Origin of the sequence: Oribacterium sp. oral taxon 078 str. F0263, assembly GCF_000469565.1 — a bacterium.
Classification (GTDB): Bacteria; Bacillota; Clostridia; order Lachnospirales; family Lachnospiraceae; genus Oribacterium.
This window is the reverse complement of record NZ_KI273128.1, coordinates 61815-87011: the sequence shown is the minus strand read 5'-3', so window position 1 is coordinate 87011 and position 25197 is coordinate 61815. Positions and strand designations below refer to the sequence as shown.

General features: G+C 57.5%; 23 protein-coding genes and 1 other RNA gene. 21 read left to right on the top strand and 3 right to left on the bottom strand.

Going from position 1 to position 25197, the window contains the following annotated elements; translation table 11 throughout:
• Positions 1-18: 18 nt before the first annotated feature.
• Complete coding sequence (locus HMPREF1986_RS10195) at positions 19-1071, top strand: TatD family hydrolase (protein WP_021774756.1); 1053 nt, start codon at positions 19-21, stop codon at positions 1069-1071.
• A 192-nt stretch (positions 1072-1263) separates the two neighbouring features.
• Here HMPREF1986_RS10195 and ffs read toward each other — a convergent pair.
• Positions 1264-1393: signal recognition particle sRNA large type (ffs, locus tag HMPREF1986_RS12960), an RNA gene on the bottom strand.
• A gap of 59 nt (positions 1394-1452) precedes the next feature.
• Here ffs and HMPREF1986_RS12650 point away from each other — a divergent pair.
• The 8 genes from HMPREF1986_RS12650 to HMPREF1986_RS10145 all read left to right on the top strand — a co-directional run bounded on the left by HMPREF1986_RS12650 (position 1453) and on the right by HMPREF1986_RS10145 (position 10959).
• Positions 1453-3240 (top strand): MBOAT family O-acyltransferase, encoded by a 1788-nt coding sequence (locus HMPREF1986_RS12650; protein WP_021774754.1) that lies wholly within the window; start codon positions 1453-1455, stop codon positions 3238-3240.
• A 58-nt stretch (positions 3241-3298) separates the two neighbouring features.
• Entirely contained in the window at positions 3299-4702 is a 1404-nt protein-coding gene (locus HMPREF1986_RS10180) for a DHHW family protein (protein WP_021774753.1), read from the top strand.
• A 184-nt stretch (positions 4703-4886) separates the two neighbouring features.
• Positions 4887-6185 carry a UDP-N-acetylglucosamine 1-carboxyvinyltransferase gene (locus tag HMPREF1986_RS10175; protein WP_036600285.1) on the top strand — a complete coding sequence of 433 codons (1299 nt, stop codon included), beginning with the start codon at positions 4887-4889 and terminating at the stop codon, positions 6183-6185.
• A gap of 63 nt (positions 6186-6248) precedes the next feature.
• The gene (locus HMPREF1986_RS10170) at positions 6249-7754 is read left to right on the top strand and encodes a hypothetical protein (RefSeq protein WP_155978806.1); all 1506 of its coding nucleotides are present in this window, start codon (positions 6249-6251) and stop codon (positions 7752-7754) included.
• A gap of 257 nt (positions 7755-8011) precedes the next feature.
• Positions 8012-9295, top strand: coding sequence for a glycoside hydrolase family 10 protein (locus tag HMPREF1986_RS10165; protein ID WP_021774750.1), 1284 nt, complete (start codon positions 8012-8014; stop codon positions 9293-9295).
• A 227-nt stretch (positions 9296-9522) separates the two neighbouring features.
• Entirely contained in the window at positions 9523-10029 is a 507-nt protein-coding gene (locus HMPREF1986_RS12645) for a hypothetical protein (protein WP_009215885.1), read from the top strand.
• A gap of 88 nt (positions 10030-10117) precedes the next feature.
• The gene (locus HMPREF1986_RS10150) at positions 10118-10273 is read left to right on the top strand and encodes a hypothetical protein (protein WP_155978805.1); all 156 of its coding nucleotides are present in this window, start codon (positions 10118-10120) and stop codon (positions 10271-10273) included.
• Between the two features lie 59 nt (positions 10274-10332).
• Entirely contained in the window at positions 10333-10959 is a 627-nt protein-coding gene (locus tag HMPREF1986_RS10145) for a TetR family transcriptional regulator (RefSeq protein ID WP_021774748.1), read from the top strand.
• A gap of 29 nt (positions 10960-10988) precedes the next feature.
• On the opposite strand, the gene HMPREF1986_RS10140 is transcribed toward HMPREF1986_RS10145, so the two are convergent.
• Positions 10989-11663, bottom strand: a complete 675-nt coding sequence (locus HMPREF1986_RS10140) for a hypothetical protein (protein ID WP_021774747.1) — start codon at positions 11661-11663, stop codon at positions 10989-10991.
• A gap of 390 nt (positions 11664-12053) precedes the next feature.
• Here HMPREF1986_RS10140 and rho point away from each other — a divergent pair, with 390 nt between their 5' ends.
• From rho to nth, 12 genes are all read left to right on the top strand, one after another.
• A complete protein-coding gene (gene rho, locus HMPREF1986_RS10135; RefSeq protein WP_021774746.1) occupies positions 12054-13985 on the top strand; it encodes a transcription termination factor Rho in 1932 nt (643 codons plus the stop codon).
• 134 nt (positions 13986-14119) lie between these two features.
• Entirely contained in the window at positions 14120-14563 is a 444-nt protein-coding gene (locus HMPREF1986_RS10130) for a hypothetical protein (RefSeq protein WP_051273923.1), read from the top strand.
• A gap of 38 nt (positions 14564-14601) precedes the next feature.
• On the top strand, positions 14602-15162 hold the full coding sequence (locus tag HMPREF1986_RS10125; protein ID WP_009215878.1) for an RNA polymerase sigma factor: 561 nt from the start codon (positions 14602-14604) through the stop codon (positions 15160-15162).
• On the top strand, positions 15159-16022 hold the full coding sequence (locus HMPREF1986_RS10120) for an RsiV family protein (protein ID WP_021774744.1): 864 nt from the start codon (positions 15159-15161) through the stop codon (positions 16020-16022). The genes HMPREF1986_RS10125 and HMPREF1986_RS10120 overlap by 4 nt, the downstream gene beginning before the upstream one ends.
• A 133-nt stretch (positions 16023-16155) precedes the next feature.
• Positions 16156-16356, top strand: a complete 201-nt coding sequence (gene rpmE, locus HMPREF1986_RS10115; protein WP_036600279.1) for a 50S ribosomal protein L31 — start codon at positions 16156-16158, stop codon at positions 16354-16356.
• A gap of 113 nt (positions 16357-16469) precedes the next feature.
• Positions 16470-17441 (top strand): DUF1385 domain-containing protein, encoded by a 972-nt coding sequence (locus HMPREF1986_RS10110; RefSeq protein WP_009215875.1) that lies wholly within the window; start codon positions 16470-16472, stop codon positions 17439-17441.
• Positions 17396-18334: a peptide chain release factor N(5)-glutamine methyltransferase gene (gene prmC, locus HMPREF1986_RS10105; RefSeq protein ID WP_051273922.1), complete on the top strand. Its 939-nt coding sequence runs from the start codon at positions 17396-17398 to the stop codon at positions 18332-18334. The genes HMPREF1986_RS10110 and prmC overlap by 46 nt, the downstream gene beginning before the upstream one ends.
• 51 nt (positions 18335-18385) lie before the next feature.
• On the top strand, positions 18386-19462 hold the full coding sequence (gene prfA, locus HMPREF1986_RS10100; RefSeq protein ID WP_036600239.1) for a peptide chain release factor 1: 1077 nt from the start codon (positions 18386-18388) through the stop codon (positions 19460-19462).
• A gap of 416 nt (positions 19463-19878) precedes the next feature.
• A complete protein-coding gene (locus tag HMPREF1986_RS10095; protein WP_021774741.1) occupies positions 19879-21636 on the top strand; it encodes a glycosyl hydrolase family 18 protein in 1758 nt (585 codons plus the stop codon).
• Between the two features lie 86 nt (positions 21637-21722).
• Complete coding sequence (locus tag HMPREF1986_RS10090; protein WP_021774740.1) at positions 21723-22829, top strand: L-threonylcarbamoyladenylate synthase; 1107 nt, start codon at positions 21723-21725, stop codon at positions 22827-22829.
• Between the two features lie 95 nt (positions 22830-22924).
• Positions 22925-23425, top strand: a complete 501-nt coding sequence (locus tag HMPREF1986_RS10085; protein ID WP_009215869.1) for a deoxycytidylate deaminase — start codon at positions 22925-22927, stop codon at positions 23423-23425.
• Between the two features lie 143 nt (positions 23426-23568).
• Positions 23569-24267, top strand: a complete 699-nt coding sequence (gene nth, locus HMPREF1986_RS10080; RefSeq protein ID WP_021774739.1) for an endonuclease III — start codon at positions 23569-23571, stop codon at positions 24265-24267.
• A gap of 127 nt (positions 24268-24394) precedes the next feature.
• Here nth and HMPREF1986_RS10075 read toward each other — a convergent pair whose 3' ends face one another.
• The gene (locus HMPREF1986_RS10075; protein WP_021774738.1) at positions 24395-24811 is read right to left on the bottom strand and encodes a TOBE domain-containing protein; all 417 of its coding nucleotides are present in this window, start codon (positions 24809-24811) and stop codon (positions 24395-24397) included.
• Between the last annotated feature and the right edge of the window lie 386 nt (positions 24812-25197).

Genomic DNA, 25197 nt, shown 5'->3' with positions numbered 1-25197 from the left:
CAATGCGAAAGGTGAGATATGATCTTTGACAGCCATGCGCATCTTCTGGACCCGGCCTTCGACAGGGATCGGGAAGCTCTTCTCTCCCGCCTTCCTGGGGAGGGGGTCTGCGCTGTGACGGAGATCGGCTTTGATCTTGAGAGCTCCCGGAGGGCGGCGGAGTTTTCGGAAAAGCAGTTATCCCTCCGGCGGGGTCCGGAGGGAGGAAGCGGCGCGGAGGCGGGGCCGGAGATCTATGCCGCCGTCGGACTTCACCCGGATTATGCGGCGGACTGCTCCGATGAAGTCGTGCGGGAGCTCTCGGAGCTCTCTCTCAGGAAGGGCGTCGCTGCGATCGGAGAGGTAGGGCTCGACTACTATCACCTCGATAAAAGAAGCCCCTGTCAGAGGGAGGAGGCAGTCCGGGCAAAGGGGGAATTTCTCAGGCTGCAAAGAGAGCTTCTTTTGAGAAGGGAGGAGAGAGAGCAGCTTCTCCGGGAGAAGGAGCCGGGCGAAGAGGAGCTCCTTTCCTTTGTGCCAGGGGGAGAGGAGCTCTCCGCCCTCTCCCTCTCCAAGAAGAGCTACCGCGCCTTAAGGGAGCTCTCGGAATCGGTGGATTTCTCCTATGCGCCGGAGCCGGAAATCCAGAAGAGCTGCTATCTTCGGATGATTGAGCTCGCCCTCTTTCGGGGGCTTCCGATCGTCATCCACTCGAGGGAAAGCGCGCGGGACAGCTACGAGCTTCTTCGGGACAGCGGAGGATACAAAAACAGCGGCATCGTCCATTGCTTTTCCTATCCGCTCGAGGTCGCGAGGCAGTTTGCGGAGCTTGGCATGTACCTCGGGATCGGAGGGGTTCTGACATTTCCGAACGCAAAAAAGCTCCGCAGACTTGTCGCAGAGCTTCCCCTTTCCATGATGGTTTTGGAGACGGACAGCCCTTACCTTTCTCCCCTGCCTCACAGGGGGGAGCGGAACAATCCGGCTCATCTTCGCTATGTCGTGAGAGCGCTGTCGGAAATCAAAGGAATCCGGGAGGAGGAAGTGATACGGATCACGGCGGAGAATGCGAGAGCGGTCTATCGGATCTAAGCTGTTCTCCTTCGTCTCTTCGGCCCTTCCCTGCCCGCCGGGAACAGGGCTTTCCGCTTCGACCGCCGCACTTATCGGAGCGGGGGACCGATATTATAAGGAGAAGAAGCGCCGGGGCGATGGATCGTCACAGCGGCGCGCGAGATTTATAGCAGTGCTGAGAATTGAGAATTTGACGCATTTCAGCGAAAGCTTCGGGGCGGCTCCGCCCAGGAGAATCCACGGCACATGAAAGTGTCCCCTTAGTGCTGCTATGTTCCCATCCTGACACGGTTCGAGGTCTCTCATTGCGTGGGGCCCGGACTTCATCGCCGCCCCGAAGTGGAATCATTATACCGAAAGAAGAGAGAAAATACAAGGGGAGAGGGAGAAGAGGTAAAGATGAGCTTTTCCAGTCTGTTTTTTACAGCGGGCTTTCTGCCGCTTTTTTTGCTGATTTATACTGCGGTGCCCGGCGTCCGGCGGAAAAACCGGGTGCTTTTGTGTTTTTCTCTCCTTTTCTACCTCGCGGGGGGGCTCCACTATCTCCTTCTCCTCCTCCTTATGACAGCGCTGAGCTTCGGCTTCGGATATCTCATCGAGGAGCGCCGGGGGGAAAGGAGGTGGTTCGTGATCGGAATCTCCCTCCTCCTTCTGAACCTCGTGTTTTTTAAGTACAGCGCATTTTTCCTAAGGCCGCTTCTTCCGCTCCTCCCCTTCCATCTTCCGGGAGCTCTCCTTCCTCTGGGCATCTCCTTCTACAGCTTCCGGCTGATCTCCTATCTTTCGGATATTCAAAGCGGCAGGCTCCGCGCGCAGAGCTTCGAGAGTCTGCTTCTCTATACGGCGGACTTCCACATCATCTCTCAGGGGCCGATCGTCCGTTTTCGGGAGATGGAGGCCGCCCTCAGAGAGCGGAGGATGAGCCCGGAGGATTTCTGTGAGGGCATGTTCCGCTTCTGTCTCGGACTTTCGAAGAAGACGCTGCTCGCGGACCACGCGGGGAAGCTTGCGGGGCAGTTTCTGCCGCTCGACTTCCTGCACGCGGCCTCCCAGGGGAATCCGCCCTCCGTCCTCGCCTCCTGGCTCGGCGGGATCTTTTATATGCTCCAGATCTACCTGGATTTTTCCGCCTACTCCGATATGGCGCTCGGCCTCGGGAGAGTATGCGGCTTTGACTATCCGGAGAATTTCGACTATCCCTACGCCGCGCACTCCGTGCGGGATTTCTGGAGGAGGTGGCATATTTCGCTCTCCTCCTTCTTCCGGGATTATGTCTATATCCCGCTTGGCGGAAGTCATGTCAGCCTGCCAAAGCTTTGCCGGAATCTTCTTCTGGTCTGGGCTCTTACGGGCCTTTGGCACGGCGCGAGCTGGAATTTCGTCCTCTGGGGGCTCTACTACTTTTTCTTTATCATGATAGAGAATCTGAGGAGAAGGAGGGAGAGAGAGGAGCTGGAGGAAGAGAGAGTCGGAACAGGGGAAGAAGGGGAGAGAAAAGAAGAGGAGAAAGATAGAGACAGAGAAGAGAAGCCGGAGGAGAAGGCGGCGGAGAGCGCCGGAGGGAAGGAAGGAAGAGGCTTTCCGGGCTTTAGGAGACAGAGCGCCGGAGAGAGAGGAAAGCGCGGGAGAGAGGTCCGGGGGAGGAGGCTCCTCTCTCATCTTTATACTCTGCTCGTCGTCTACTTCGGCTGGATCCTCTTTCGCTTTTCGGATTTTCACGCGCTCATCGCCGCGCTGAAGCTTCAATTTGGCATCGGAGCATCCGCCCTTTGGGATCCGATCACCGCCTTAAGCCTTTGGAACAATCTTATCTTCTTCTTCGCCTGTCTCCTCGCTTCTACCCCGCTCTTTCATTACATCGGGATTTCCATGCAGAACGGCCTTCAGCAGAGCCTCTCCCTTCGGAGGAAGGAGGAGAGGAGGAGCGAGCGGATCAGGGACAACGAGAGCTTCGGGGACGACAGCCTCCAGCTTTTCGACCGGGAGTCGGAGGCAGAGGCGGAGAATGAGCACGAGATTGCCCTCAGGCGGATTCAGCTTCGGGCGCGCCGCAGGAAAAGGGCTCTCCGAAGAGCCGCGTTTTTCTATTATCTCGAGAGGGGAGCCGCCGCCCTGCTCTTCCTCGCACTCTCTGTGATGGCGATGGTGGGGAGCAGCTATATGCCGTTTTTATATAATCAATTTTGAGAAGGCAGTTTTGAGAAGGCAGTTTTGGGAAAGCAGCCGGGGGAAAGCGAGGGGGAATATGAGCGAGAGGAGAGAAAATGCGCGGGAGCGCGGGAGGAAGAGGCAGAGCTCGCGCGGAGCATACGGGATGTGCCTTGCGCTCTCCCTTTCGCTGCTCTTCCTCCTGATCCTCGGCCTCCTCCTGCCGCTCCGCCCCTCGTATTCCGAGTCGGAGAAGCGGAAGCTCGCGGAGCTCCCCGCGCCGAGCCTTCGCACCCTCTCCGACGGAAGCTGGTTCCGCGATTTCTCCAGCTGGTACTCCGATACCTTTCCCTTCCGGGAGGAGCTCCTCTCCTGGGAGGCCTCGCTGGAGAAATACTATGGCTTCCAGGGGGAGGCGATCTATTCCAAAGGGGAGAGAAAGAAGGAGAGCATCCCGGAGACCGCGGGAGAGACCGCGCCGACGCTGGCGTTCTCCGCGCCGGAGACAGAGAGCGCCGAGGAGAGCAGGGAGGCGGAGACCGCGCCGGAGACGGATGCCGAGGGAAATCTCATCCTGAAAAAGCAGGATACGAAGGGAGTCCACGTGCAGGGGGAGCAGGCAGGCACTGTCTATGTCACGGGAAACTGCGGCTATGAGCTCTATTATTTCAGCCAGGAGAACATGAGGTCTCACGCCTCTCTCATGAATACGGTCCGGAGCCTGCTCCCGGAGGATATCAGCCTCTATTCCATGATCGTGCCGAATTCCTTCGGCATTAAGCTGAGCCCCGCCGTGCAGGAAAAGCTCGCGAGCTCGGGCATGGATCAGGCGATCAGCTACAGCTACAGCCTCATGGGAGAGAAGGTAAAGCGCGTATCCATCTATGAGGAGCTTCTCTCTCACAAGGAGGAGTACATCTATTTCCATACGGATCATCACTGGACGCAGAGGGGAGCGTACTACGCCTATCTCGTATTCTGTAAAGAAAAGGGCTTTACGCCGCATGCGCTCTCAGAATATCAGAAGAGGGAATATCCCGGCTTCTACGGGAGCTTTTACTTTGCGACAAAGCGCGCGGAGGCACTCAAGGTGAATCCGGACACCGTGCGGGCCTATCTTCCGCTTGCGACAAACAAGATGCATTTCCGGGACCCGAAGGGGCAGGAGGGGGACGCGCTTGTGATCAACGACGCGAATACGATGAGCGCGGGGAATCGCTACAGCTGCTTTCTGATGGGGGACAATGCGTTCACGGAGATCGACAATCCGAATCGAAACGACGGCTCCGCGATCGCCCTTGTGAAGGATTCCTACGGGAATGCCTTCGCGCCCTTTCTCGTCGATCACTACCAGCATGTCTATGTCTTCGACTACCGCTACTACCGGGAGGACTTCGTCGCCTTCCTCCGGGAGCATCAGGTGAAAGATGTTCTCTTCCTGAATAATATCATGTCGCTTGGCGCAAACAGCGCGAAGGAAATGATGGGGATGTTCCATTGAGCGCGGCAAAGCTTTGCCGCGGAAATCGCATCCGCCCGGCTATGTCTTGCAAATTGCCGGAGCAGGCATTATAATTAGGCGCGAAATAGGGGGATTTCCGTCTCCATAGCGGGGGCGGAGAGTGGGAGACAGAGAGACAGCGTTCGTCGGGAACGCTTTGTTTTTTGCCCGGCATAGGGGAGAGATGGAACAGCAATTTATCATGAGGGGCGGACGTCCGCTCCGCGGGGAAGTGGTGATCGGGGGCGCAAAGAATGCGGCGCTTGGCCTGATAGCGGCGGCAATCCTTACAGATGATACCGTGGTGATCGAGAATCTCCCGGACGTCCGCGATGTCAATGTCATGCTGGATGTCCTGAGAGAGCTGGGAGCGGCGGTGGAGCGCACGGGGAGCCATACGGTTTCCATCTGTGCGGCGGGGATCCGGGAGCTCAGCATCAACGATGAGTTTATCCGGAGGATCCGCGCCTCCTATTACTTTATCGGGGCACTGCTTGGGAAGTATCACAGCGCGGTCGTGCCGCTCCCGGGGGGCTGTGCGATCGGCTCCCGCCCCATCGATCAGCATTTGAAGGGCTTTCGCGCGCTCGGCACGGATATCCGGATTCAGAACGGCTGCGTCGTCGCGGAGGCGAAGGACGGCCTTAAGGGCACGCACATTTACCTGGATGTCGTATCGGTCGGCGCGACGATCAATATCATGCTGGCGGCTGTGCTTTCGGAGAGGAAGACGACGATCGAGAATGTCGCGAAGGAGCCGCATATCGTGGATGTCGCGAATTTCCTGAACAGTATGGGGGCGAATATCCGCGGGGCGGGGACCGACACGATCCGCATCCGCGGGGTAAAGCGCCTCCACGGCACGAGCTATGCCGTGATTCCGGATCAGATCGAGGCGGGGACCTTCATGTGTGCCGCTGCGGCAAGCCGCGGGGATATCCTCATCAAAAATGTCATCCCCAAGCACCTGGAGTCCATCTCCGCAAAGCTCGTCGAGATGGGGAATACGGTCGTGGAATACGATGAATCCATCCGCGTGATCGGAAGCGCCGTACAGCGTCCGACGGATGTAAAGACCCTGCCCTACCCGGGCTTCCCCACCGATATGCAGCCGCAGATCTCGGTGACACTCGGCCTTGCGAGGGGGATTTCCGTCGTGACGGAATCGATCTTTGAGAGCCGCTTTAAGTATGTCGATGAGCTCGCGAGGATGGGGGGAGCGATCAAGGTGGAGGGAAATGTCTCCATCATAGACGGCATCCGATCCTATACGGGGGCCTCGGTCAATGCGCTCGACCTTCGGGCCGGGGCGGCTCTCGTCATCGCGGGACTCTGTGCGGAGGGCATTACCACGGTGCGAGAGATCGGCTATATCCAGAGGGGCTATGAGCACTTTGAGCGAAAGCTCCAGGCTCTTGGCGCGGAGATCCAGCTTGTGGAGGACGAGAGAGAGGCGCAGAAATTCCGGATGAGAGTGGGCTAGGGGATGGAGCACTCTCCCCGGGAGCTATGGCAGAAGAGATTCGGAAAGGGAGAGGAAATCAGCATGAGAGTAAAAAACGGGAAGAGAATCGGGAGAGCGGGGCTTTGTGTTCTGCTTTCTTTTTTGGCCTTGACAGCTTGTTCTCCTCAGAAAAAGGGAGAGGAGCGGGGGAAGGAGAAAGAGAGCACAGAAAAAAGCACGGAAAAGAGCACAGAGGCGCCTTCCGGCGCGGCAGCGGGTGAGAAAAAGGAGGAAGGAGCAGAAAAAGGAGAGGGAAGCAAGAAGGAGGAACAGCCCGCCGAGCTCCTCTCCGCGCTGGCAGAGATCAGCAAGGTGAATTATGAGAAAAAGGAGAACACCTCCTCTTTGAATGATGAAAATGCGGTCCTCAAAAGCGCGGGTCCCATCGCGGTCTATCTTCCAAAGGAGGGGTATCATATTACTGACAATCCGGAAGAAATCCGGGCTTATGTCACAGTATCCGACGAGCGGCGCTATGCCAATGTGACGCTCAGGACGGAGGAGGGCAGCAGCTCGTTCGTCCGGAATTATAAGGACCGCTTCCATAGTTTGGAGGATATTCATTTTGATTGGGAGGACTCAGAAGATTTGCAGGAAAAATTGATCGATCTGGATGGGACGAAATGGCTCAGAGTCTCCTACAAAAAAATCTCCAGGAGCAAGGATGGTGACAGCTCAAAAGATGCTGAGAACGACTTTGTGATTTTTCAAAGCTTTTTGCAGAACAGATTGGTAGAGCTTTGCTTCGAGCACATGCTGACCGCGGATCAGTACAAGGGCTTTACGGGCGAGCCCTTCACGGAGGAGGGGATGGAGGAGATCGTGAAATCCGTGCACACGGTGCCGGTGAAGGTGCCGGACGCCGTGCGCCTGGATTCCCTCTCCATCGTGGATAAAAAAGCTGTGAAGGCGGACAAAAATCCGGGATATACGGAGCGGATGGAGAAGATCAAGCTGGATCCTGATGTGGATCAGAAGAAGTGGAAGCTGAAGGATCATCCGGATATAGTTTCTCTGCTGGATGGATATCTTTCGGATCTTAAGAAGGTGGATCCAAAGAGCCTGGAGGATGTCTCCTCCTTCTCGGGCGGCGTCGTCACGCTGTCCCATAAGGAAAAGGATAAGGAAGTCAGCATGAAGATCCCGGAGATCTATAACTCCGGGAAAACGGGTCCTCTCTACCACTTCCACAGGAATACGATAGACTATAATCCGGAATACGGGATCGAGGTCTCCGTGTCCGCCGGGAGAGAGCCGGAGCGAAAGAACTTTGCCTTCAATTTTGTGACGGGGCACTTCATCCGGGAGGAGGAGGCAGGAGTTCAGGTCGTCGGGGACCGCGGCTTTCTCGTTTTGCTCCAGCTGGATGAGAGCACACTGCCCGCCTATACGATGCTTCGGAAGAAGGCCATAACCTATGCCGACGGAGTTATCGTGAACGTTGACTTTTCCATTCCGGAGGCAGAGCTCTCACCGCTCAACGAGACAGAGCTTGAGATTTTGAAATCCATCTCCATACAGGAGAAGTCGGATGCAAAGAAAAATTGAGGGGATACGGCAGTCTGATTTTTCCTCTCTGACAGATTTCGAAAGCGAAGTGTCAGGAAAAGTTTAAAGTATTCCTTTCCGCCTTGTAGTATTATGATCCCAATACCTTTGCTCCAATCCGCGGAAGGCGGGAGGAGCCCATGAGGACGGGAATGTCGGAGGCTTCGACTTCGGCGCAGAGCCTTCTTTTTGCGGGGCTCTCCTGAGCGCCCTGCGGGGAGGCTTATCCGGGGAAAAAGAGGCGGAAAGGATGGAATATGGTCAGACAGGATGATGATCGGAGGGAGAGACGGGGCTTTGAGAACTGCGCCTTCGGGGGCGTGCTGCTTTTTTTCCTCTTTCTGATCTTTTTTATGGTCTTTCTGGAGCCCGCTCTTGGCTTCTTCTCCTATGCCGCGGATTCGGCATCCTCGGAGAAGGAGCTTCGCGGCGTATGGTTTTCCTACCTCGACTGGAATGAGATGCCGAAGTCGGAGGCGGAATTCAAGGAGCGGGCGGACAGGGTAATGACGGAGATCCAGGCAGAGGGGATGAATGCGATTTTCTGCCATGTCCACAGCCATTCGGACAGCTACGGACAGAAGCTCCAGAGCTTTCCGGCCTCCCGCTTTATGGTGACAAAGGAGAAGAGCCCTTCCTTCGATCCGCTCGCGTATATGATCGAGAGCGCGCATCGGCACGGCCTTCGCTTTCACGCCTGGGTCAATCCCTATCGGGTGAGCGGCTATCTCGTGAAATGGGCCGACATCCCGGAGAGCTCGATCGTGAAGAAATGGGCGGCGGACCCGGCGAAAAAGAGAAATGTCCTCCTTCACGGGGGAGAGTATTATCTGAATCCGTCCAGTGAGGAGGTGCGGAATTATCTCACGGGGGCGATCCGGGAGCTCTGCGCGAATTACGATATCGACGGCGTTCAGTTTGACGACTACTTCTATCCCGCGCTCGATGACAGCGATCCGGAGAAGAGCTTTGATAAGGCGGATTATGAGAGCTCCGGTTCCACGCTCTCCCTCTCCGACTGGAGGAGGGACAATGTCTCAAAGCTCGTCCTCGCGGTGCACAGGACGGTGCATGAAGTGAAGAAGGATGCGGTCTTCGGCGTGAGCCCGGTCCCCCTTCTCTCCAGCCTCCGGAGTGAGAAGGCCTACTTTGTGGATATCGACCGCTGGATGTCCTCCGCCGATTATGTGGACTATATCATGCCGCAGATCTACCACGGCTTTGAGGCGAAGACCGGAAAGGGAACGCCGGCGAAGCATGCCTATGGCGAGTGCCTTGCGAGCTGGGTAAAGCTGAAGAGGGAGAAGAAGAGTCCGGTCAAGCTCATGGTCGGACTGGCTCTCTATAAGGCGGGGACGAAGAGCTGGGACGGAAACAGCACGCCGGAGTGGCTCCGCTTCCAGGACATTCTCGCAAGAGAGGTCAGGGCCGCGCGGGAGAGCGGGGAGGTCCAGGGCTTTGGCATCTTCGACTATCAGAATTTCGACGATGCGGCCGCTCAGCCGGAGCTTCAGAATCTCCGGAAGGTCTTTTCGGAATAGCCTGGGGAAGGACCGGGAGCTAAGGGAGAGGAGAAGGCCGCGCCGCCTTTTTGCGGCATCCTCCCGGGACCGGGGGCAGGGACTGCCCCCGGAAAAGAAGGACTTGACATTTTCTTCCCGGAACGGTATCATTGCGATAAAATTAAACGATTTTTAAGACAAAACCAATATATGATTTTGTCATTAAAAGAGAATTGCCATGGAAGGGAAACTGGGAGGAAAAGAGGATGTTCAAGAAGGGACTTGTTGTTTGTGCACTTGCGGCGGTAATGACGATGGGGATGACGGCGGCGGCTTTTGCCGGCAGCAGCGATGCCTTTTCTGTCTATCCGGTGAACGGCGGCTCCGGCTATGATAATATCGACGGCCCGGAGGCCCCGAGGAAGGGAGAGTGGAGGAAGTATTCCAACGGAAAGTGGGCCTATCAGTATCCGAACGGGACCTGGGCGGCGAACTGGTGCTTCCTGGATTATAAGGGAAGAGGGGACTGGTATTATTTCGATGAGAAGGGATGGATGCAGACCGGCTGGCTGACGGATAATTCCGGGACCTACTACCTGCAGCCGGAGTCCGATGGACAGCAGGGCCGCATGTATGTGGGAGAGCATATCATCGACGGAAAGTCCTATCGCTTTGAGACACGGCAGAAGCACTGGATCGGGCATCTTCTGAAGGAGGAGACCAAGACAGAGGATGAGAGCCTCAAGATCGCGAAGCCGAATCTGAAAAAATAGCATCGGAATTATGATCCAGGGAAGGTACCGGAGCGGCTGTCGAAACGGCCGCCCCGGTGCCTTTTTTCATGACGGAGAGGAGGAGGCAATGCTTCGAAAGATTATCGCCTTATTATTCATCGCGCTGCTGCTTTTCTTTATCGTTCAGAGTGCGAGACTTGTGCTCCGCGTCCATCATCGGGAGAAGGGGCGGACAGAATCCGCGCTTCCGGGCCCTTCAGCGCTCTCTCAGCCGCCGCTTTAGACAGGCTGGGACAGGACAGTGCACGGGGCGAAGCAGGAAGAGGGAAGTGAGTGCGCGGAATGGCGAGAGTATCGGAGGAGAGAATTCGGGAGCGGAGAGGGGAGATCCTCGGGGCCTGCGAGAGGCTGTACCGGGAACGATCCTTTAAGGAAGTGACGATCAAGGAGATCAGCAAGGAGACGAGCTTCTCTCGCCCCAGCATTTACAATTATTTTGAGACGAGGGAGGAGATCTTTCTCGCGCTTTTGCAAAGGGAGTACGAGAGCTGGACGGAGGGTCTCCGCAGGATCTGCGGCGGCGAAGAGCTCAGCAGAGAGGAGCTCTCGGAGGGGATATCCCGGAGTCTTTCGGAGCGGGAGCTGCTCCTTCGGATTCAGGCGATGAATCTCTATGAGATCGAGGAACACAGCAGAGAGGAGCGTCTCGAGGACTATAAGAGGGTATATCTCTCCGCGGTGGAGGAGATACGGCGCTGCCTGCGCCGGACGAAGCCTCCCCTCTCGGAGGAGGAGATGCGGGACTTTATCTATGCCTTTTTTCCCTTCATGTACGGGATCTACCCCTATGTCCATCCGACCTGCAAGCAGTGCCGCGCCATGGACCGGGTCGGCATCTCCCACCCGGAGACGGACATCTATACGATCTGCCGGCGCTTTCTTCGGAGGATGCTCGGGCAGCAGTCTTAGATAGAATCCAATCCGCGCCGCGCAGCTTCCTAGCTTAAGGAGAATTTTCCGGTGCTCTGATTTCCGGCCTGATCGCTCAGATATACCGTGATGCTCTCCGCCTTCATGGGCATGGTCACGACGCCGCTCTCTTTATTGATGTCGATGGGCTTTACATTGTCCCCGTCGCTGTCCACGCCGTAGATGGAATCGAAGCTCACGCCGCTCTGTGTGTCACTGACCTGAAACTCCACATAGCCGGATCCGATGTCCACGGAGTCCTTGTCGATCACCGGGCCGGTTCTGTCTAAGAGGCTCACCTGCACATTGACACTGTCCGACATCCAGTTTATGGATTCCGCGCGGATATTGAGATTCCCGTTGTCCGAGAGAGACGCGATGTAATCCTCTCCGTCCTGCTTTAATTCTACGGGCTCCCCCTCGAGCGTCGCCTTGACATTCTTTATGGGGAGGAGAGAATGGAGGCGGATCCGGATCGACGCGCTCTTATAGTCCGAGGTGTCCGGGTCATCGGTCGATACCGTCGGCCGGGAGATGGCCAGATAGAGGATCGCGCCGTTTATGATGAGATAGGGAAAGAGAAAGAAGAAAAAGAAGCGGAAGACGGCTTTTCCCCTTCCCTTTTTCTTTTCGCGAAGCGGCCTGCCGTAGGCATCATAGCGCATGGGTACACGGCCGGCGGAGCTTTCTTTTTTTGCTTTCATAAATTTCAGAAACCTTTCTGCGCAAAACGCAAGGAAGACGCGGGCGGATCCCGCTTTTTCAGCCTGTTAGTATAGCAAAAATTCCCTTGCCTTACAAGCGTTCCCTTGCTATACTCAAGAGGTATATCTATGCTTTACGTCCTTCATCGGCGCCCGGGTTTCATTTTGGGAGGCGCGCGGATGGGCCGCCCTTCAGGGGCTTTTCTATAATACGTCGGCGCTTTGAGGCCGGCGGATCCCAGTGAAAACATAAAATGAGAAAATGAATCCCCAAGGCTTAGTCACTATAGACAGGAGCCGGGACTGTGCGCTGTCTTTTCCGCCGGAGTCCCCGGTTTTTGTCGCCGGAAAAAAGAGGGAGGAAACCCTCAGCGCAAGGAGGAATGCGATATGACAGAAGAAGAGGAGAAGAAGCGCCTGGTGGAAGAGGCGGAGACAGAGAAAGAGGCGGAGAGCCCAAAGCGAAGAGGAAGGAGAAAGAGCGTCTCGGAGACAGCGAAGGAGAGCGCGGCGGAGGCTCCGAAGAAGCGCCGCGGCCGTCCGCCGAAGAAGAAGGCGGAGACGGAGGCCGGGTCCCTTCCCGAAGAGGCGGCGGAGCCGGAGAAGAAGCCCGCAAAGCGCGGCCGCCCGAGGAAGAAGGCCCCGGAGACGGAGGAGAAGACACAGGAGGAAAAGCCGTCCTTCTCCGAGGAGGCAGCTTTGGCCCCGGTGAAAAAAGAGGAAAAGCCTTCGGAGGAGAGAGCGAAGGAGGAGACAGTTCCGGAGGAGGGGAGCAGTTCCTCCTCCCGCAGAACCCATAGCGCCGGGGAGAAGGATGCCTCTCCTCGGGACATTGTGGACGCCATAGAGGTTGTGGCCGCGCCGATGGAGGAGCTCCCGAAGCCGAGGATTCCGCGTTCTCCCGCGGGACTTAGGACGGGGGAGAGAGGCCCGGCGAGAAGAAGAGGAGAAGGCGGGGAGAATGGACGCCCGCCGCGCTCCTTCTCCGCAGAGAGCATGGAAAAAATAGAGAGAACGGACACGAAATCCGCGGTGGAAGCCCTGACGGAGCTTCTCGCTGCCGCGAGGGAGCCCGCCGCAGAGGGAAGAGCGGAGCGGGAGACGCGTCCGGATCTGGAGCTGAGGGGCCCGGAGCTTCCCCCGATCCGCGGGGCGGAATCCAGACCGGCGGAGGGCATACTGGAGCTGGTCCCGGACAATAATTACGGCTTCATCCGCTCCAATAATTTTCTGTCCGGGGAGAATGATGTCTATGTCAGCGGGCAGATGATTCACCGTTACAATCTTCGGACCGGGGATCTCCTGATGGGAGACTCCAGGCTCAGAAGTCCGCAGGACCGCTACCGGGCTCTCATTTTCCTGAAGAAGGTCAACGGGATCCGGGTCAGTGAGCTCCCCGCGAGGAGGCAGAGCTTCGACCGGATGACCCCGATCTTCCCCAACGAGAGGATCCGCCTCGAGACAGCGGGCATTCCGAGCTCGCTTTCCCTCCGCGTCCTGGATCTCCTCGCTCCCATCGGGAAGGGGCAGAGAGGCATGATCGTATCCCCTCCGAAGGCGGGAAAGACGACGCTTTTAAAGCAGGTCGCAAAGGCCATCCTCCGGAATGAACCGGATATGCATCTTATGATCCTTCTCATTGATGAGCGGCCCGAGGAGGTCACGGATATGAGGGAGGAGGTCGTCGGGGAGAACGCGCAGGTTCTCTACTCCACCTTTGATGAGCTCCCGGAGCATCATAAGAGGGTCGCGGAGATGACGATCGAGCGGGCCAGGCGCCTCGTGGAGAGCGGGAAGGATGTCACGATTCTCCTCGATTCCATCACAAGACTCGCCCGGGCCTATAATCTTCTGGAGCCGCCGTCCGGGAGGACGCTGTCCGGCGGACTGGATCCCGCGGCGCTTCATATGCCAAAGAGCTTTTTCGGCGCGGCCAGAAATATGAGGGAGGGGGGAAGTCTCACGATTCTCGCCACCGCGCTCGTGGACACCGGCTCCCGCATGGATGATGTGGTCTATGAGGAATTCAAGGGGACCGGAAATATGGAGCTGGTTCTGAACCGCGAGCTCCAGGAGCGGAGGATCTTCCCCGCGATCGATATCCTGAAGTCCGGGACGAGAAGAGACGATCTTTTGCTCACGGAGCTGGAGAGAAAGGCGCTCGACATCATCCACCAGCAGACCAGTGAGGAAAAGAAGGGCTCCGTCGAGGAGGTTTTGAGCCTTTTCGAGCGGACAGAGAATAATGAAGAGCTCTGCCGGGCTCTGGTCGAGAATAAGCCCATCCTCTCCCGGAAGGTCATAAAAATCAATCAGCGCTGAGGCCTGTCCTGTAACCTCCGCCCCGCGCTTCCTGTCCCTTATAAGGTGCAGGCACTTCTCCGTGCTTTTCGGGGACTGCCTGCCGAGACGGCAAAGGACGGGATCGGGGACATGCCCCGGAAATGGAGGTTTTTATGAAAAAAGGCATCGTTTTAATGGCGGCACTGCTTTCTGCTCTGGCTTTCTCTGCCTGCGGGCAGCAGACAGCTTCTCAGTCTGTGAAGGCGGAGACGGAGACGGCAGCAACGGAAGAGAAGAAGGAAAGCAAGGAGATCACCGTCTCCGAGGAGGCGGAGAGCGAAAAGGCCGATACCAAGAAGGATGAGGCCGGAGGAGAAGAGAAGGCGGAAAAGAAGGAGACGCTCAAGGGAAAGCTCTCCGACAAGAAGGACTTTATGATCACGATCGATACCGCGGACGGCAAGAGCTACGCGCTCAGCTTCGATGAGAAGGAAGCACCGGCGGGGCTTGACAAGGTCAAGGTGGGAGATGAGGTCGAGGTCAGCTATTCCGGGACGCTCTCCGAGGTGGACAGCTTCACGGGGAAGGTCTATTCCGTCAGTGCAGTAAAGAAGTAAGTCCCCGGAATTCACCGGGGCAGGCGGGAAGGGCACGAATGTCAGACGAAGAAATCATCAGGCTGTATTTTTCGCGGGATGAAGCCGCGATCCTCGCAAGTCAGGAGCGCTACGGCGCGTATTGCAGAAAAACCGCTGCTAATGTCCTGTCCTCTTCGGAGGATATCGAGGAGTGCCTGAATGATACCTGGCTCCGTGCCTGGAACGCGATTCCGCCGGAGCGGCCGCGGGTTCTCCGGGCCTGGCTCGCCCGCGTGACGAAAAATCTCGCGATCAATCTCTTTAAGAAGCAGCGCGCGGAGAAGCGGGGAACGGGGGAGTTCACGGCGGCCCTGGACGAGCTCACGGATATGGTCTCTCTCTCCCGGGACAATGTCTCGGAGCAGCTGAACCGTGAGGCGCTGACAGAGTGTATCGAGAACTTTCTGCGGGGCGAGTCCGCGAGTGCGAGGCGCTATTTCATCCGGCGCTACTTCTACACAGAGAGTATCGCCGAGATCGCAGAGCGCTTCCACGCCGGGGAGAGCGCGGTGAAGGTGAGCCTTCACCGGACGAGGAAGGCGCTCCGGGAGGTCCTCGAGAAAGAGGGTTTTTTATGAAAGGGATAGATCTGATGGAGGCGATCGCAAATCTCGACGAGAGGATGATCGCGGATTCAGACGGAGAGCCTCTGGGAGAAGCGGACAGGAGAAGGCCGGCAGCGCTTTTCGGAGGATCCGCCTTGCTTCGGGGGATCCTCACGGCGGCGGCCTGTGTACTGCTCTTCAGCATCGTCCTGCCAAACAGCGGGGGGGAGCAGGCCTACGCACTTCAGAATATACCGCTCATCGGCTCTTATTTTCAGCTTGTGACCTTCCGGAAATACTCTTATCAGGGGAAGGGACACAGCGCCGAGGTGAGTATCCCGAAGCTCGAAGCGTCGTCCTCGGTCAATTCTGAGGCGGCGGCGGAGGTAAACCGTAAGATTACGGAGATCAGCGACAGGCTGATCTCGGAATTTAAGGAGGAGGCGAAGGAGGAGGGCTATTCCAGCCTGGAGATTTCCTCGAAGCTCCTTCTCGATAATGAAAGCTTTTACTGTCTCCGCCTCACGGCGCTCAGCACGGCGGCGGACAGCTATGAGGAGAACAGGTACTATACCATCCGAAAGAGTGACGGGAAGCTTCTGTCCCTGAAGGACCTCTTCCTCCCCGGCACGGACTATGAGTCGGAGATCAACGCGGAGCTCCGGCGACAGATGCAGGAGGAGATGGAGAGGGATCCCGGGAAGAAATACTGGCTCGACGATCCGGAGATGAAGGAGAGCAATTTCCGGGGAATCCGGGAGGATCAGGCCTTTTATCTGAATGAGAAGGGAGAGCTGATTCTGAGCTTTCCGGAGGGGGAGATCGCACCGATGTACATGGGGGAGTGCCGCTTTCTGATGCCCTCGGGACTTGGCGGCTTTTCTCCCAAATAGAAACTTGCCATTCCGCTGAATTTATGGTACGGTATCCGGGTTACAGCTTTATGCTGGACGAGAGGATAGAGGGATCGGGGAAAGTCCCGAGAGAGAAAGAGCATGGTCGGAAACCATGCGGAAAGAGGAAAAGATGAAGGAAGGAATTCACCCCAGCTATTATCAGGCGACCGTCACCTGCAACTGCGGAAACAGCTTTGTGACCGGCTCTACGAAGCCGGAGATCCATGTCGAGGTCTGCTCCAAATGTCATTCGTTCTACACCGGAGCGCAGAAGACCGCGGCGGCAAAGGGACGTATCGACAAGTTCAATAAGAAGTTCGGTATCCAGTAGCCAGGGGATATCTCGCGGGGGAGCAGAGCCTGTTCGGCTCTGCTCCCCGTTTCCATACAAAAGGGGGACATGGAGAAACGGCCCGGCAGTCACCGGGAGCAGAAAGGAGTTCTATGCGGGAGGGGAAGAAGACACAGATCTATTGCGGGATCGGCGGGCAGGCGGTGATCGAGGGGATCATGATGAAAAACGGCGAGGACTACGCGGTCGGCGTGCGGAAGCCGGACGGGGAGATCACTGTGAAAAAGGAGCGCTATGTCTCTCTGACGGATCGTTATCGCTTCCTGAGGCTCCCGCTGATCCGAGGCGTTTTCTCCTTCTGGGACTCTCTCCGTCTCGGGATGCGCTGCCTCAGCTTCAGCGCCTCCTTTTTTGAGGACGATGAGGGGACAGAGGCCTCGGCCTTTGAGAAGTGGATGGACAGGACCTTCGGGGAGCGCGCAGCCTCTGTGCTCTCTTCGATCGTCATCGCCTTCTCCTTTCTCGCGGCCCTCCTTCTCTTTGTGCTCCTCCCGACCCTTCTGATCGGACAGCTGAAGCGCTTCCTCCCCTCGGAGAGCCTGCTCGCTTTCCTGGAGGGGCTGCTGCGGGTCCTGATCTTCATCGCCTATTTAAAGCTGGTCTCCCGCTCGCGGGATGTCCGGAGGACCTTCGAATACCACGGGGCGGAGCATAAATGCATCAACTGCATCGAGCATGGCCTTCCGCTCACGGTGGACAATGTGGCCCTCTCCTCGAAGGAGCACAAGCGCTGCGGGACGAGCTTCCTCGTCTATGTGATGCTGATCTCGATCCTGCTCTTCATGCTGCTCCGCTTCGACAGCATCCTTTTGAAATTTTTATCCAGAATTCTCCTGATTCCGCTGATCGCCGGGATCAGCTATGAGCTTCTCCGCCTGGTCGGGCTCTGGGACAACGCGCTGACAAGGCTGCTCTTTGTCCCCGGCATGTGGATGCAGGGACTCACCACGAAGGAGCCGGACCGATCGGAGATCGAGGTGGCGATAGCCGCTGTGGAGGCGGTCTTTGACTGGCGGAAATGGGAGAGGGAAAAGTTCCCGGAGGAGAGCGGAGGAGCGCTGTGACGCTCCGGGAGCTTCTTCGGGAGGGGGCTTTTCGCCTCCGAGAGGCTCTCGTTCCGGATCCGGACTATGACGCGAGGCAGCTTTTGTTTCATAGCTTTTCTCTGGATGCCCCCGCTTACCTCATGAAAAGCTCTGCAGAGCTCTCTTCGCTCTATCCCGACGAAGGAGAGAGGGCGGAGCGGACAGCGGATTTCCGGCGTCTTCTCTCTGAGAGGGCGTCCCGCATCCCGCTGCAGCAGCTTCTCGGCTATACGGATTTCTTCGGCCTTCGCTTCCGGGTGAGTGAAGCGGTGCTCTCCCCGCGGCAGGATACAGAGATCCTCGTCGAGGAGGCGCTCGCGGAGAGCGCCGGGAAGCACGCGCTGGATCTTTGTACGGGGAGCGGCTGTGTGGGAATCAGCCTTCTCTACTACGGAGAGTTTAAGAGCATGCTGCTCACAGACCTCTCCGCGCCTGCCCTGAGAAAAGCGGAGGAGAATGCGGAAAGACTGCTTCCGCCGGAGAAAAGGGCGAGGCTCTTTCTGCTTCGATCGGACCTTTTTCAGAGGATCTCAGAGTATGAGAGGGAGAAGGGGATACAGGGTTTTGACCTGATTCTCTCGAATCCGCCCTATATTCGGAGGGGGGAGATCGAAAGTCTGGAGCCGGAGGTCTCGGAGCATGAGCCCCGCATGGCGCTGGACGGAGGCGAGGACGGGCTTTTCTTCTACCGGGAGATCGCGAGGGAGGCGCCGAAGCATCTGAGGCCCGGGGGGAGGATCTGTCTGGAGATCGGCTTCGATGAGGCAGAGGAGGTATCGGCGCTTCTCCTCTCCGCCGGCTTTTCGGAGCTTTCCCTCCGGAGGGATCTCTCCGGAAAGGACCGCGTGCTCAGCGGCATTTTCCGGGGCTGAGCTTCCGAAAGCCGGAGAATTGAGTGAGAATAGAGAAAAGAGGGGATGAGAATGTTTGAGAATCTGGAGGAGGTCCGCCGCCATTACGAGGAGCTGATGCTCTCTCTCACGAGGCCGGAGCTGAGCAATGACATCGCGCGCTATCGGAAGCTGATCCGGGAGCAGAGCGAGCTGGAGCCGCTCTATAAGACCTACCTCGCTTTTCGGAAGGCGGAGGAGAGTGAGAGGGACGCGCTGGAGCTTTTGCAGAAGGAGAAGGATCCCGAGCTTCTTGAGATGGCGAAGGAGGAGCTCCAGAATGCGAAGGAGGAGCAGAGCCTTCTCGGGGAGAAGCTTCGCCTTCTCCTCCTCCCAAAGGATGAAAATGACGATAAGAATATCGTGATGGAGATCCGCGGCGGCGCGGGAGGGGAGGAGGCCGCGCTTTTTGCGGCGGAGCTCTACCGCATGTATATGAGCTACGCGGAGCGGAGAGGCTTTCGGACGGAGCTCGTCTCCTTCCATGAGACCGGGCTCGGCGGCCTGAAGGAGGTTATATTCATTGTGGACGGGCAGGGCGCTTACTCCAGGCTGAAGTATGAATCCGGAGTCCACCGCGTGCAGAGGGTGCCGGAGACGGAATCCGGGGGCAGAATCCATACCTCTACGGCGACGGTCGCCGTCATGCCGGAGGCCGGAGAGGTGGAGGTGGAGATCAAGCCGTCCGATGTCAGGATGGAGGTCTTTCGCTCCTCCGGGGCCGGCGGACAGCATATCAACAAGACCTCCTCCGCGGTGCGCCTCATCCATATCCCGAGCGGGATGGTGGCGGAGTGCCAGGAGGAGCGCTCCCAGCTTCAGAACCGGGAAAAGGCGATGCGGCTTCTCCGTGCGAGGCTCTATGAGATTGAGTCCAGGAAGCGCCATGAGGAGAGCGCGGCGGAGAAGCGCTCCCAGCTTGGGACGGGGGAGCGCTCGGAGAAGATCCGGACCTACAATTTCCCGCAGGGCAGAGTCACGGATCACCGCATTAAGCTGAGCCTCTACTGCCTGGAGGAAATTCTCGGCGGCGATCTGGATCCGCTGATCGATCCGCTCATCACGGCGGAGCAGGCGGAGAAGCTTAGCCGGATGGAGGAAAGGATCTGAGACCGGACAGCGTCTTGGATTCCTTTTCTTCCAAGAAGAGGCTGCTTTCGCCCGGATCGCCCTGCCTTCAGGCCTTGATCCCGGTATCGAAATCTTTCATTTTACCGTCGTCCGGCCCGGGCGATGGTATTTTTTCTTAATTTGTTATGCTCTCTTTCCTTTGCTATACTGTATAGGTGTATCGTCAAGCGTTGAAGCGCGGGGGACCGATAAAGAAAAGAGGCGGGGATTCGGAGCCGACGACTCGATCCGAGCGGGGCTTTGGCGATAGAGGATGAAATCGCAAAAGATCCGGGCGGAAGACGGCCCGGGTCGGATCGGCAGGGCGGCGGAAGCTTTCCGCTTTGGAGCTTGCCGGCGAGCTTAGACGGAAGCAGCGCTTTTCTTAAAGGATCGCGCCGGAGGGAGGGAATTTCATGGAGCAGGAGGAGAAGAGGGAGCTTGGGAGATCCCGGAGCCGGAACGGAGGAGAGAAGCGCCGAGCCGGGAAGAGGAGTCCCGTTCCTGTGCTGACGGCATTTCTTTTCCTTTTCATTCTGGGCTTTCTCGGCGCCGCCATGCTTTATGTGAAGAAGTATATGCCGACATCGAAAAGGGCGGATCTTTCCGAATATTTCGATGTTGCGGGAGATAATGTACAGGTCTATCTGAACGATGAGAAGGAGAAGACGGAGAAGGATTATCTCGTGGTCGGCCGTTATAAGGACGGCCATGTCTATCTGCCCTATGATTTTGTCTATGCCTCTTTGAATAAGCGCTTTTACTGGGCCTCCGATGTCTCGGAGTTCCTCTACTGCCTCCCGAAGGAGATCGTGAAGACCAATGCGGACGAGACGCTTTCGGACGGAAGTCCGGCCTTTTTTCAGGATGGGAAGCAGCTCTATCTGAATACGGACTGGATCATGCAGTACACGGATCTTCGCTGCCGGCAGTTTGTGGATACGGAGCAAAAGAGGATCTTTCTCGATAACAGCAGGGGGCAGTATACCGAAGCGACGCTTTCCGGGAGGGAGGCCGTGCGCCTGAAGGGAGGCGTGAAGAGCGAGGTCTTGACGATACTCTCCAAGGGGGATACGGTCACGGTTTTGGAGAGCATGGAGAAGTGGTCCAAGGTAAGGACCGGGGACGGCTTTATCGGCTTTCTCAGAAACAGTAAGCTCATGGATATCCGAAAGGAGACCGCAAAAAGCGACTTCCAGGCGCCGGACTACACGCATATTACGAGGGAGGACGGATCCAAGATCGAGCTTGGCTTCCACCAGATTACCTCTCCCCAGGCCAACGCGGGCCTGGATGCCCTCACACAGAGCAATTCGGGGATGAATGTCATCGCGCCGACCTGGTTTTCTCTCAGCGACAGTGAGGGGAATTTCGTGAGCTATGCGGATGCGGATTATGTCGCGATGGCGCACGCGAAGGGCTATCAGATCTTTGCGACCGTCAATAACTTCGATCAGGGCGATGTGGATGAGAAGAAGCTCTTTCGGGATACGTCGATCCGGGAGAAGCTGATCGAGGCCCTGGTGCAGGCGGCGAAGGACAGCGGCATCGACGGGCTGAACATCGACTTTGAGCTGGTCCCGGAGTCGGTGGGGAAGGATTATGTTCAGTTCATGCGGGAGCTCTCCGTCCGCTGCCGAAATGAGGGGATCATCCTCTCCGTGGACTGTTATGTGCCCTATGACTACAACCGCTACTACGATATTGAGGAGCTCGGAGCCTACTGCGACTATGTCATCATTATGTGCTACGATGAGCACTACGCGGGCTCCAAGGAGGCCGGCTCCGTCTCCTCGATCTCCTATGTGGACCGCGGGATCCAGGAGGCCATCGCGGAGATCCCGAAGGAGCAGGTCATCATCGCCGTTCCCTTCTATACCAGGGTCTGGATCACAAAGAGCGACGGGAAGCTGAGCTCGGAGGCGATGGGGATCCGGAGGGCCCAGGAATGGGTCAAGCAAAAGGGCGTCAATCTGAGCTGGGACGAGGAGCTGGGGCAGAATTACGGCTCGGTAGAGGACAGCGACGGCCGAAAGGAGATCTGGATGGAGGATCAGAAGTCCATGCAGCTTAAGATGAAGCATATCCGGGAGGCCGGCGTCGTGGGAGTCGCCGCGTGGAAGCTGGGGCAGGAGCCGGACGGCTTCTGGGAAAATCTCCGCATGAACGGCTAGAGGACTTGCTTTGCGCTTCTCCTTTCAGCGCTGTGGGAGGCCCGGCGCGGCGGAGGGGTCGGAGAGTCAGGGGAAAAAGATAAAAGATGGAGACGATCATACGGGGAATCGAGGGAATCGAAGAGGCAGCGGAAATTATCCGAAGGGGAGGCCTTGTGGCCTTTCCGACGGAGACGGTCTACGGGCTTGGGGGAAATGCGCTGAGTCCGGAGGCAGCCCGGAAAATCTACGCGGCGAAGGGGCGTCCCTCGGACAATCCTCTGATCGTCCACGTGAGCGGCATTAAGGATGCAGAGCCTTTGGTCACGGAAATCACGGAGAACGCCAGGCGGCTCATGGCGCGCTTCTGGCCCGGTCCTCTGACCCTCATTTTGAGAAAGACAGAGCAAATCCCGAGGGAGACCAGCGGAGGACTCGACACAGTGGCGCTCCGCTGCCCGGAAAATGCGTGCGCACTCCGTCTGATTTCGGAGAGCGGCGTCCCGATCGCGGCCCCCTCGGCAAATCTCTCCGGGAAGCCCTCGCCGACAGAGGCCGGACATGTGGCGAAGGATCTCGGAGGAAGGATCGATATGATCCTGGACGGGGGACCGGTCGGGATCGGCGTGGAGTCCAGCATTCTCGATCTGAGCGCGGATACGCCCATTCTGCTCCGCCCGGGGGCGGTCACGGCGGAGGAGCTCTCGGCCTTTCTCGGACAGAAGGTGGGGATCGACCCCGCAATCCTGTCCGGCACTGTCTCGGAGACGATGCATCCCAGGGCGCCCGGTATGAAGTACCGGCATTATGCCCCGGAGGCCGAGATGTATCTTGTGACGACGAGGCTCTTTCGGGATAGGGGAGAGGCGATCGGAAGAGAGGAGAGGGAGCTCTCCGACCGAAGGACCGCCCGCTGGATCCGGGAGAGGGCGGAAAGAGAGCTTTCGGAGGGAAAGAGGGTCGGGATCCTCTGCGTAAAGGAGACAAGGCCTTTCTATCCCCCGGACAGTCCGGACGGGACTCTCTCGGTAAAGGTTCTCGGGAGCAGGGAGGAGATGCTCACGATGACGAGATCGCTCTTTCGGCTCCTCCGGGAATTCGATGAGGAGAAAAAGGACAGGATTTACGCGGAGAGCTGCTCGGACCGGGGCGTCGGCTTCGCCCTTATGAACAGAATGCGGAAGGCGGCCGGGATGCGGGAGATCATCCTCTAGGCTCTGCCCCCTTCGGGGCGGGGAGAGGGACCATAGCTATTCAAGAAGCGAGGAATCGATGCTTCATCGCAGGATGCGGAGAGAGGAGAGCCGTGATGTCGGAGAGCGGGAAGAGAGAGGATTATATCAGCTGGGAGGAGTATTTCATGGGGGTCGCGGAGATGTCTGCGCGGCGCTCCAAGGACCCCAGCACACAGGTGGGAGCCTGCATCGTCTCCCGGGACAATAAGATCTTGTCCATGGGTTATAACGGCTTTCCGAGGGGCTGCTCGGACGACCTTTTCCCCTGGACGAAGATCCATGTGAGCGACGATCCCTATAATGCGAAGTATTTTTATTCTACCCATGCGGAGCTCAACGCGATCCTGAATTACCGCGGCGGTTCCCTGGAGGGGGCGAAGCTCTATGTCACGCTCTTTCCCTGCAATGAGTGTGCAAAGGCCCTGATTCAGGCCGGGATCAAGACGCTTGTCTACCGGGAGGATAAGTATGCGGATACTCCGGAGCTTCGGGCCTCCCGCAGGATGCTGGATGCGGCGGGGGTCCGCTATTATCAATACCAGGAGACAGGGAGGGAAATTCATCTTAAGCTGTAGGAGAGCGCAGAGGGGCCGTGCAGCGCTTCGGACAGAGGCCAAGACGCCGGTAGCTATGAGGAGGGAGTGGCCTTTTACGGAGAGAAGACCGGGCGGCAGAGTGCTTTCCCGCACTGTTTTTTAGAGTTTGGGGGACAGCGGCGATGGAATTTGAGACGGAGAAGAGAGAGGAGAGAGAAAAAAGGGTCCGGGAGATCATGAAGCGCTTAGAGGAGCATTACCGGGAGGTCCCGATGAGCTTTCTCGAGGCGTCCACTCCCTGGCAGCTTCTCTTTGCGACGATACTCAGCGCGCAGTGCACCGATGCGAGAGTCAACAAGGTGACGGACCTTCTCTACCGGAAGTATCGTTCGGTGCAGGACTTTGCAGACTGTGATCTCCGGGAGCTGGAGCGGGACATCCATTCCATCGGCTTTTATCACAGCAAGGCGAGAAATCTGAAGGCCTGCGCGGCGGTGCTTCTCGAAAAGTACGGGGGGAGGGTGCCGGATCAGCTGGAGGAGCTGACGGCTCTTCCCGGTGTGGGGAGAAAGACCGCCAATCTGATCCTGGGGCGGGTCTACGGTAAGCCCTCCATCGTGGTGGATACCCATGTGAGAAGAGTGTCGAATCGGCTCGGGCTCGCGAAATCCTCCGATCCCCTTAAGACGGAGCTGCAGCTTCAGGACTCCCTCCCGAGGGAGTTCTGGACCCGCTGGAATACCAGGGTCATGGCGCTTGGGAGGACACGATGCAGCTCATTAAAGCCAAAATGTGAAAGCTGCTATCTGAAGGATCTTTGTCCGAGCCGGGATGGGGATCCCGGATACTGGAGGGCGGCACGAAAAAAGCCGGGGAGCTGAGCCCCGGCTTTCCCTTTCCCGGAAGCCATAATCCTCTCCTCCTAAACCCTATCCTCAAAAGTGTTCGGGGGAGAAGCGGAAGGAGAGCACGGATCCCGGGATGCTACTTTACGTTAGGAAGCAGTGATCAGTCGACACTGATCATGACGGAGGTCGCCTTGATGACGGCGACAGCCTCCTCTCCCGCCTTGAGAGAGAGCTCCTTCACGGCCTCGAGACTGATGGTGGAGCTCAGACCGAACTCGGCGTCCACATCCAGCTTTACGATCGCGTTCACCGCACCGGGAAGGATCTCGGTGATCTTTCCCCGGAACTGATTTCTCGCGGAAATTTTCAGGAAATCGTTGGCCATCATGACCTCGGTCGCCTTGATGACAGCGGTCGCCTCCTTTCCCGCCTTGAGTCCGAGCTCCCGGATTGCCTCCATGGAGATCGTCGCGGAAACCTTATGCCCCTTCGGGGTCTCCAGCTTTACGATGCCGTTCACCGCGCCTTCCTTTACCTCGCGGATCGTTCCCTTGATTTTATTCCTTGCGCTGATCATCTTACTTCCTCCTAAATACCCTGTGGATCACTCTCTGCCGAACCTTCCCGGCCCGGCATGGTCTGAGCGGGGGATTCAGATGCGGATTTTACTCCTCCCGAATGGGAGCCTGCATGCCGAAGCGGGACCCGGAGCGGATCGTTGTGGATCCGGATGCGTGCTCTGTCTCTCCCGAAGGGAAGCGGGGAGCGATCGGTTTTCGTGCGAAGAGCTGCCATAGGACAGCACCTGTTTTCCCAGTTTAACAAAAAAGTCTCGAAATGGGAAGATTTATAACAAAGTCCGCGCCCCGCATCCCGCTGTCTTTTTCCGGATTCTTGAATCCCTCCTCTCACTCTGCTACAATCAATAAAGCAATGCTGTATTTTGACAGTAAAGCTTCGCCT

Bases quoted from the DNA above. Each gene is read 5' to 3' on its own strand.
- HMPREF1986_RS10195 (WP_021774756.1), top strand. From the start codon at position 19: ATGATCTTTGACAGCCATGCGCATCTTCTGGACCCGGCCTTCGACAGG.
- HMPREF1986_RS12650 (WP_021774754.1), top strand. From the start codon at position 1,453: ATGAGCTTTTCCAGTCTGTTTTTTACAGCGGGCTTTCTGCCGCTTTTT.
- HMPREF1986_RS10180 (WP_021774753.1), top strand. From the start codon at position 3,299: ATGAGCGAGAGGAGAGAAAATGCGCGGGAGCGCGGGAGGAAGAGGCAG.
- HMPREF1986_RS10175 (WP_036600285.1), top strand. From the start codon at position 4,887: ATGGAACAGCAATTTATCATGAGGGGCGGACGTCCGCTCCGCGGGGAA.
- HMPREF1986_RS10170 (WP_155978806.1), top strand. From the start codon at position 6,249: ATGAGAGTAAAAAACGGGAAGAGAATCGGGAGAGCGGGGCTTTGTGTT.
- HMPREF1986_RS10165 (WP_021774750.1), top strand. From the start codon at position 8,012: ATGGTCAGACAGGATGATGATCGGAGGGAGAGACGGGGCTTTGAGAAC.
- HMPREF1986_RS12645 (WP_009215885.1), top strand. From the start codon at position 9,523: ATGTTCAAGAAGGGACTTGTTGTTTGTGCACTTGCGGCGGTAATGACG.
- HMPREF1986_RS10150 (WP_155978805.1), top strand. From the start codon at position 10,118: ATGCTTCGAAAGATTATCGCCTTATTATTCATCGCGCTGCTGCTTTTC.
- HMPREF1986_RS10145 (WP_021774748.1), top strand. From the start codon at position 10,333: ATGGCGAGAGTATCGGAGGAGAGAATTCGGGAGCGGAGAGGGGAGATC.
- HMPREF1986_RS10140 (WP_021774747.1), bottom strand. From the start codon at position 11,663: ATGAAAGCAAAAAAAGAAAGCTCCGCCGGCCGTGTACCCATGCGCTAT.
- rho (WP_021774746.1), top strand. From the start codon at position 12,054: ATGACAGAAGAAGAGGAGAAGAAGCGCCTGGTGGAAGAGGCGGAGACA.
- HMPREF1986_RS10130 (WP_051273923.1), top strand. From the start codon at position 14,120: ATGAAAAAAGGCATCGTTTTAATGGCGGCACTGCTTTCTGCTCTGGCT.
- HMPREF1986_RS10125 (WP_009215878.1), top strand. From the start codon at position 14,602: ATGTCAGACGAAGAAATCATCAGGCTGTATTTTTCGCGGGATGAAGCC.
- HMPREF1986_RS10120 (WP_021774744.1), top strand. From the start codon at position 15,159: ATGAAAGGGATAGATCTGATGGAGGCGATCGCAAATCTCGACGAGAGG.
- rpmE (WP_036600279.1), top strand. From the start codon at position 16,156: ATGAAGGAAGGAATTCACCCCAGCTATTATCAGGCGACCGTCACCTGC.
- HMPREF1986_RS10110 (WP_009215875.1), top strand. From the start codon at position 16,470: ATGCGGGAGGGGAAGAAGACACAGATCTATTGCGGGATCGGCGGGCAG.
- prmC (WP_051273922.1), top strand. From the start codon at position 17,396: ATGGGAGAGGGAAAAGTTCCCGGAGGAGAGCGGAGGAGCGCTGTGACG.
- prfA (WP_036600239.1), top strand. From the start codon at position 18,386: ATGTTTGAGAATCTGGAGGAGGTCCGCCGCCATTACGAGGAGCTGATG.
- HMPREF1986_RS10095 (WP_021774741.1), top strand. From the start codon at position 19,879: ATGGAGCAGGAGGAGAAGAGGGAGCTTGGGAGATCCCGGAGCCGGAAC.
- HMPREF1986_RS10090 (WP_021774740.1), top strand. From the start codon at position 21,723: ATGGAGACGATCATACGGGGAATCGAGGGAATCGAAGAGGCAGCGGAA.
- HMPREF1986_RS10085 (WP_009215869.1), top strand. From the start codon at position 22,925: ATGTCGGAGAGCGGGAAGAGAGAGGATTATATCAGCTGGGAGGAGTAT.
- nth (WP_021774739.1), top strand. From the start codon at position 23,569: ATGGAATTTGAGACGGAGAAGAGAGAGGAGAGAGAAAAAAGGGTCCGG.
- HMPREF1986_RS10075 (WP_021774738.1), bottom strand. From the start codon at position 24,811: ATGATCAGCGCAAGGAATAAAATCAAGGGAACGATCCGCGAGGTAAAG.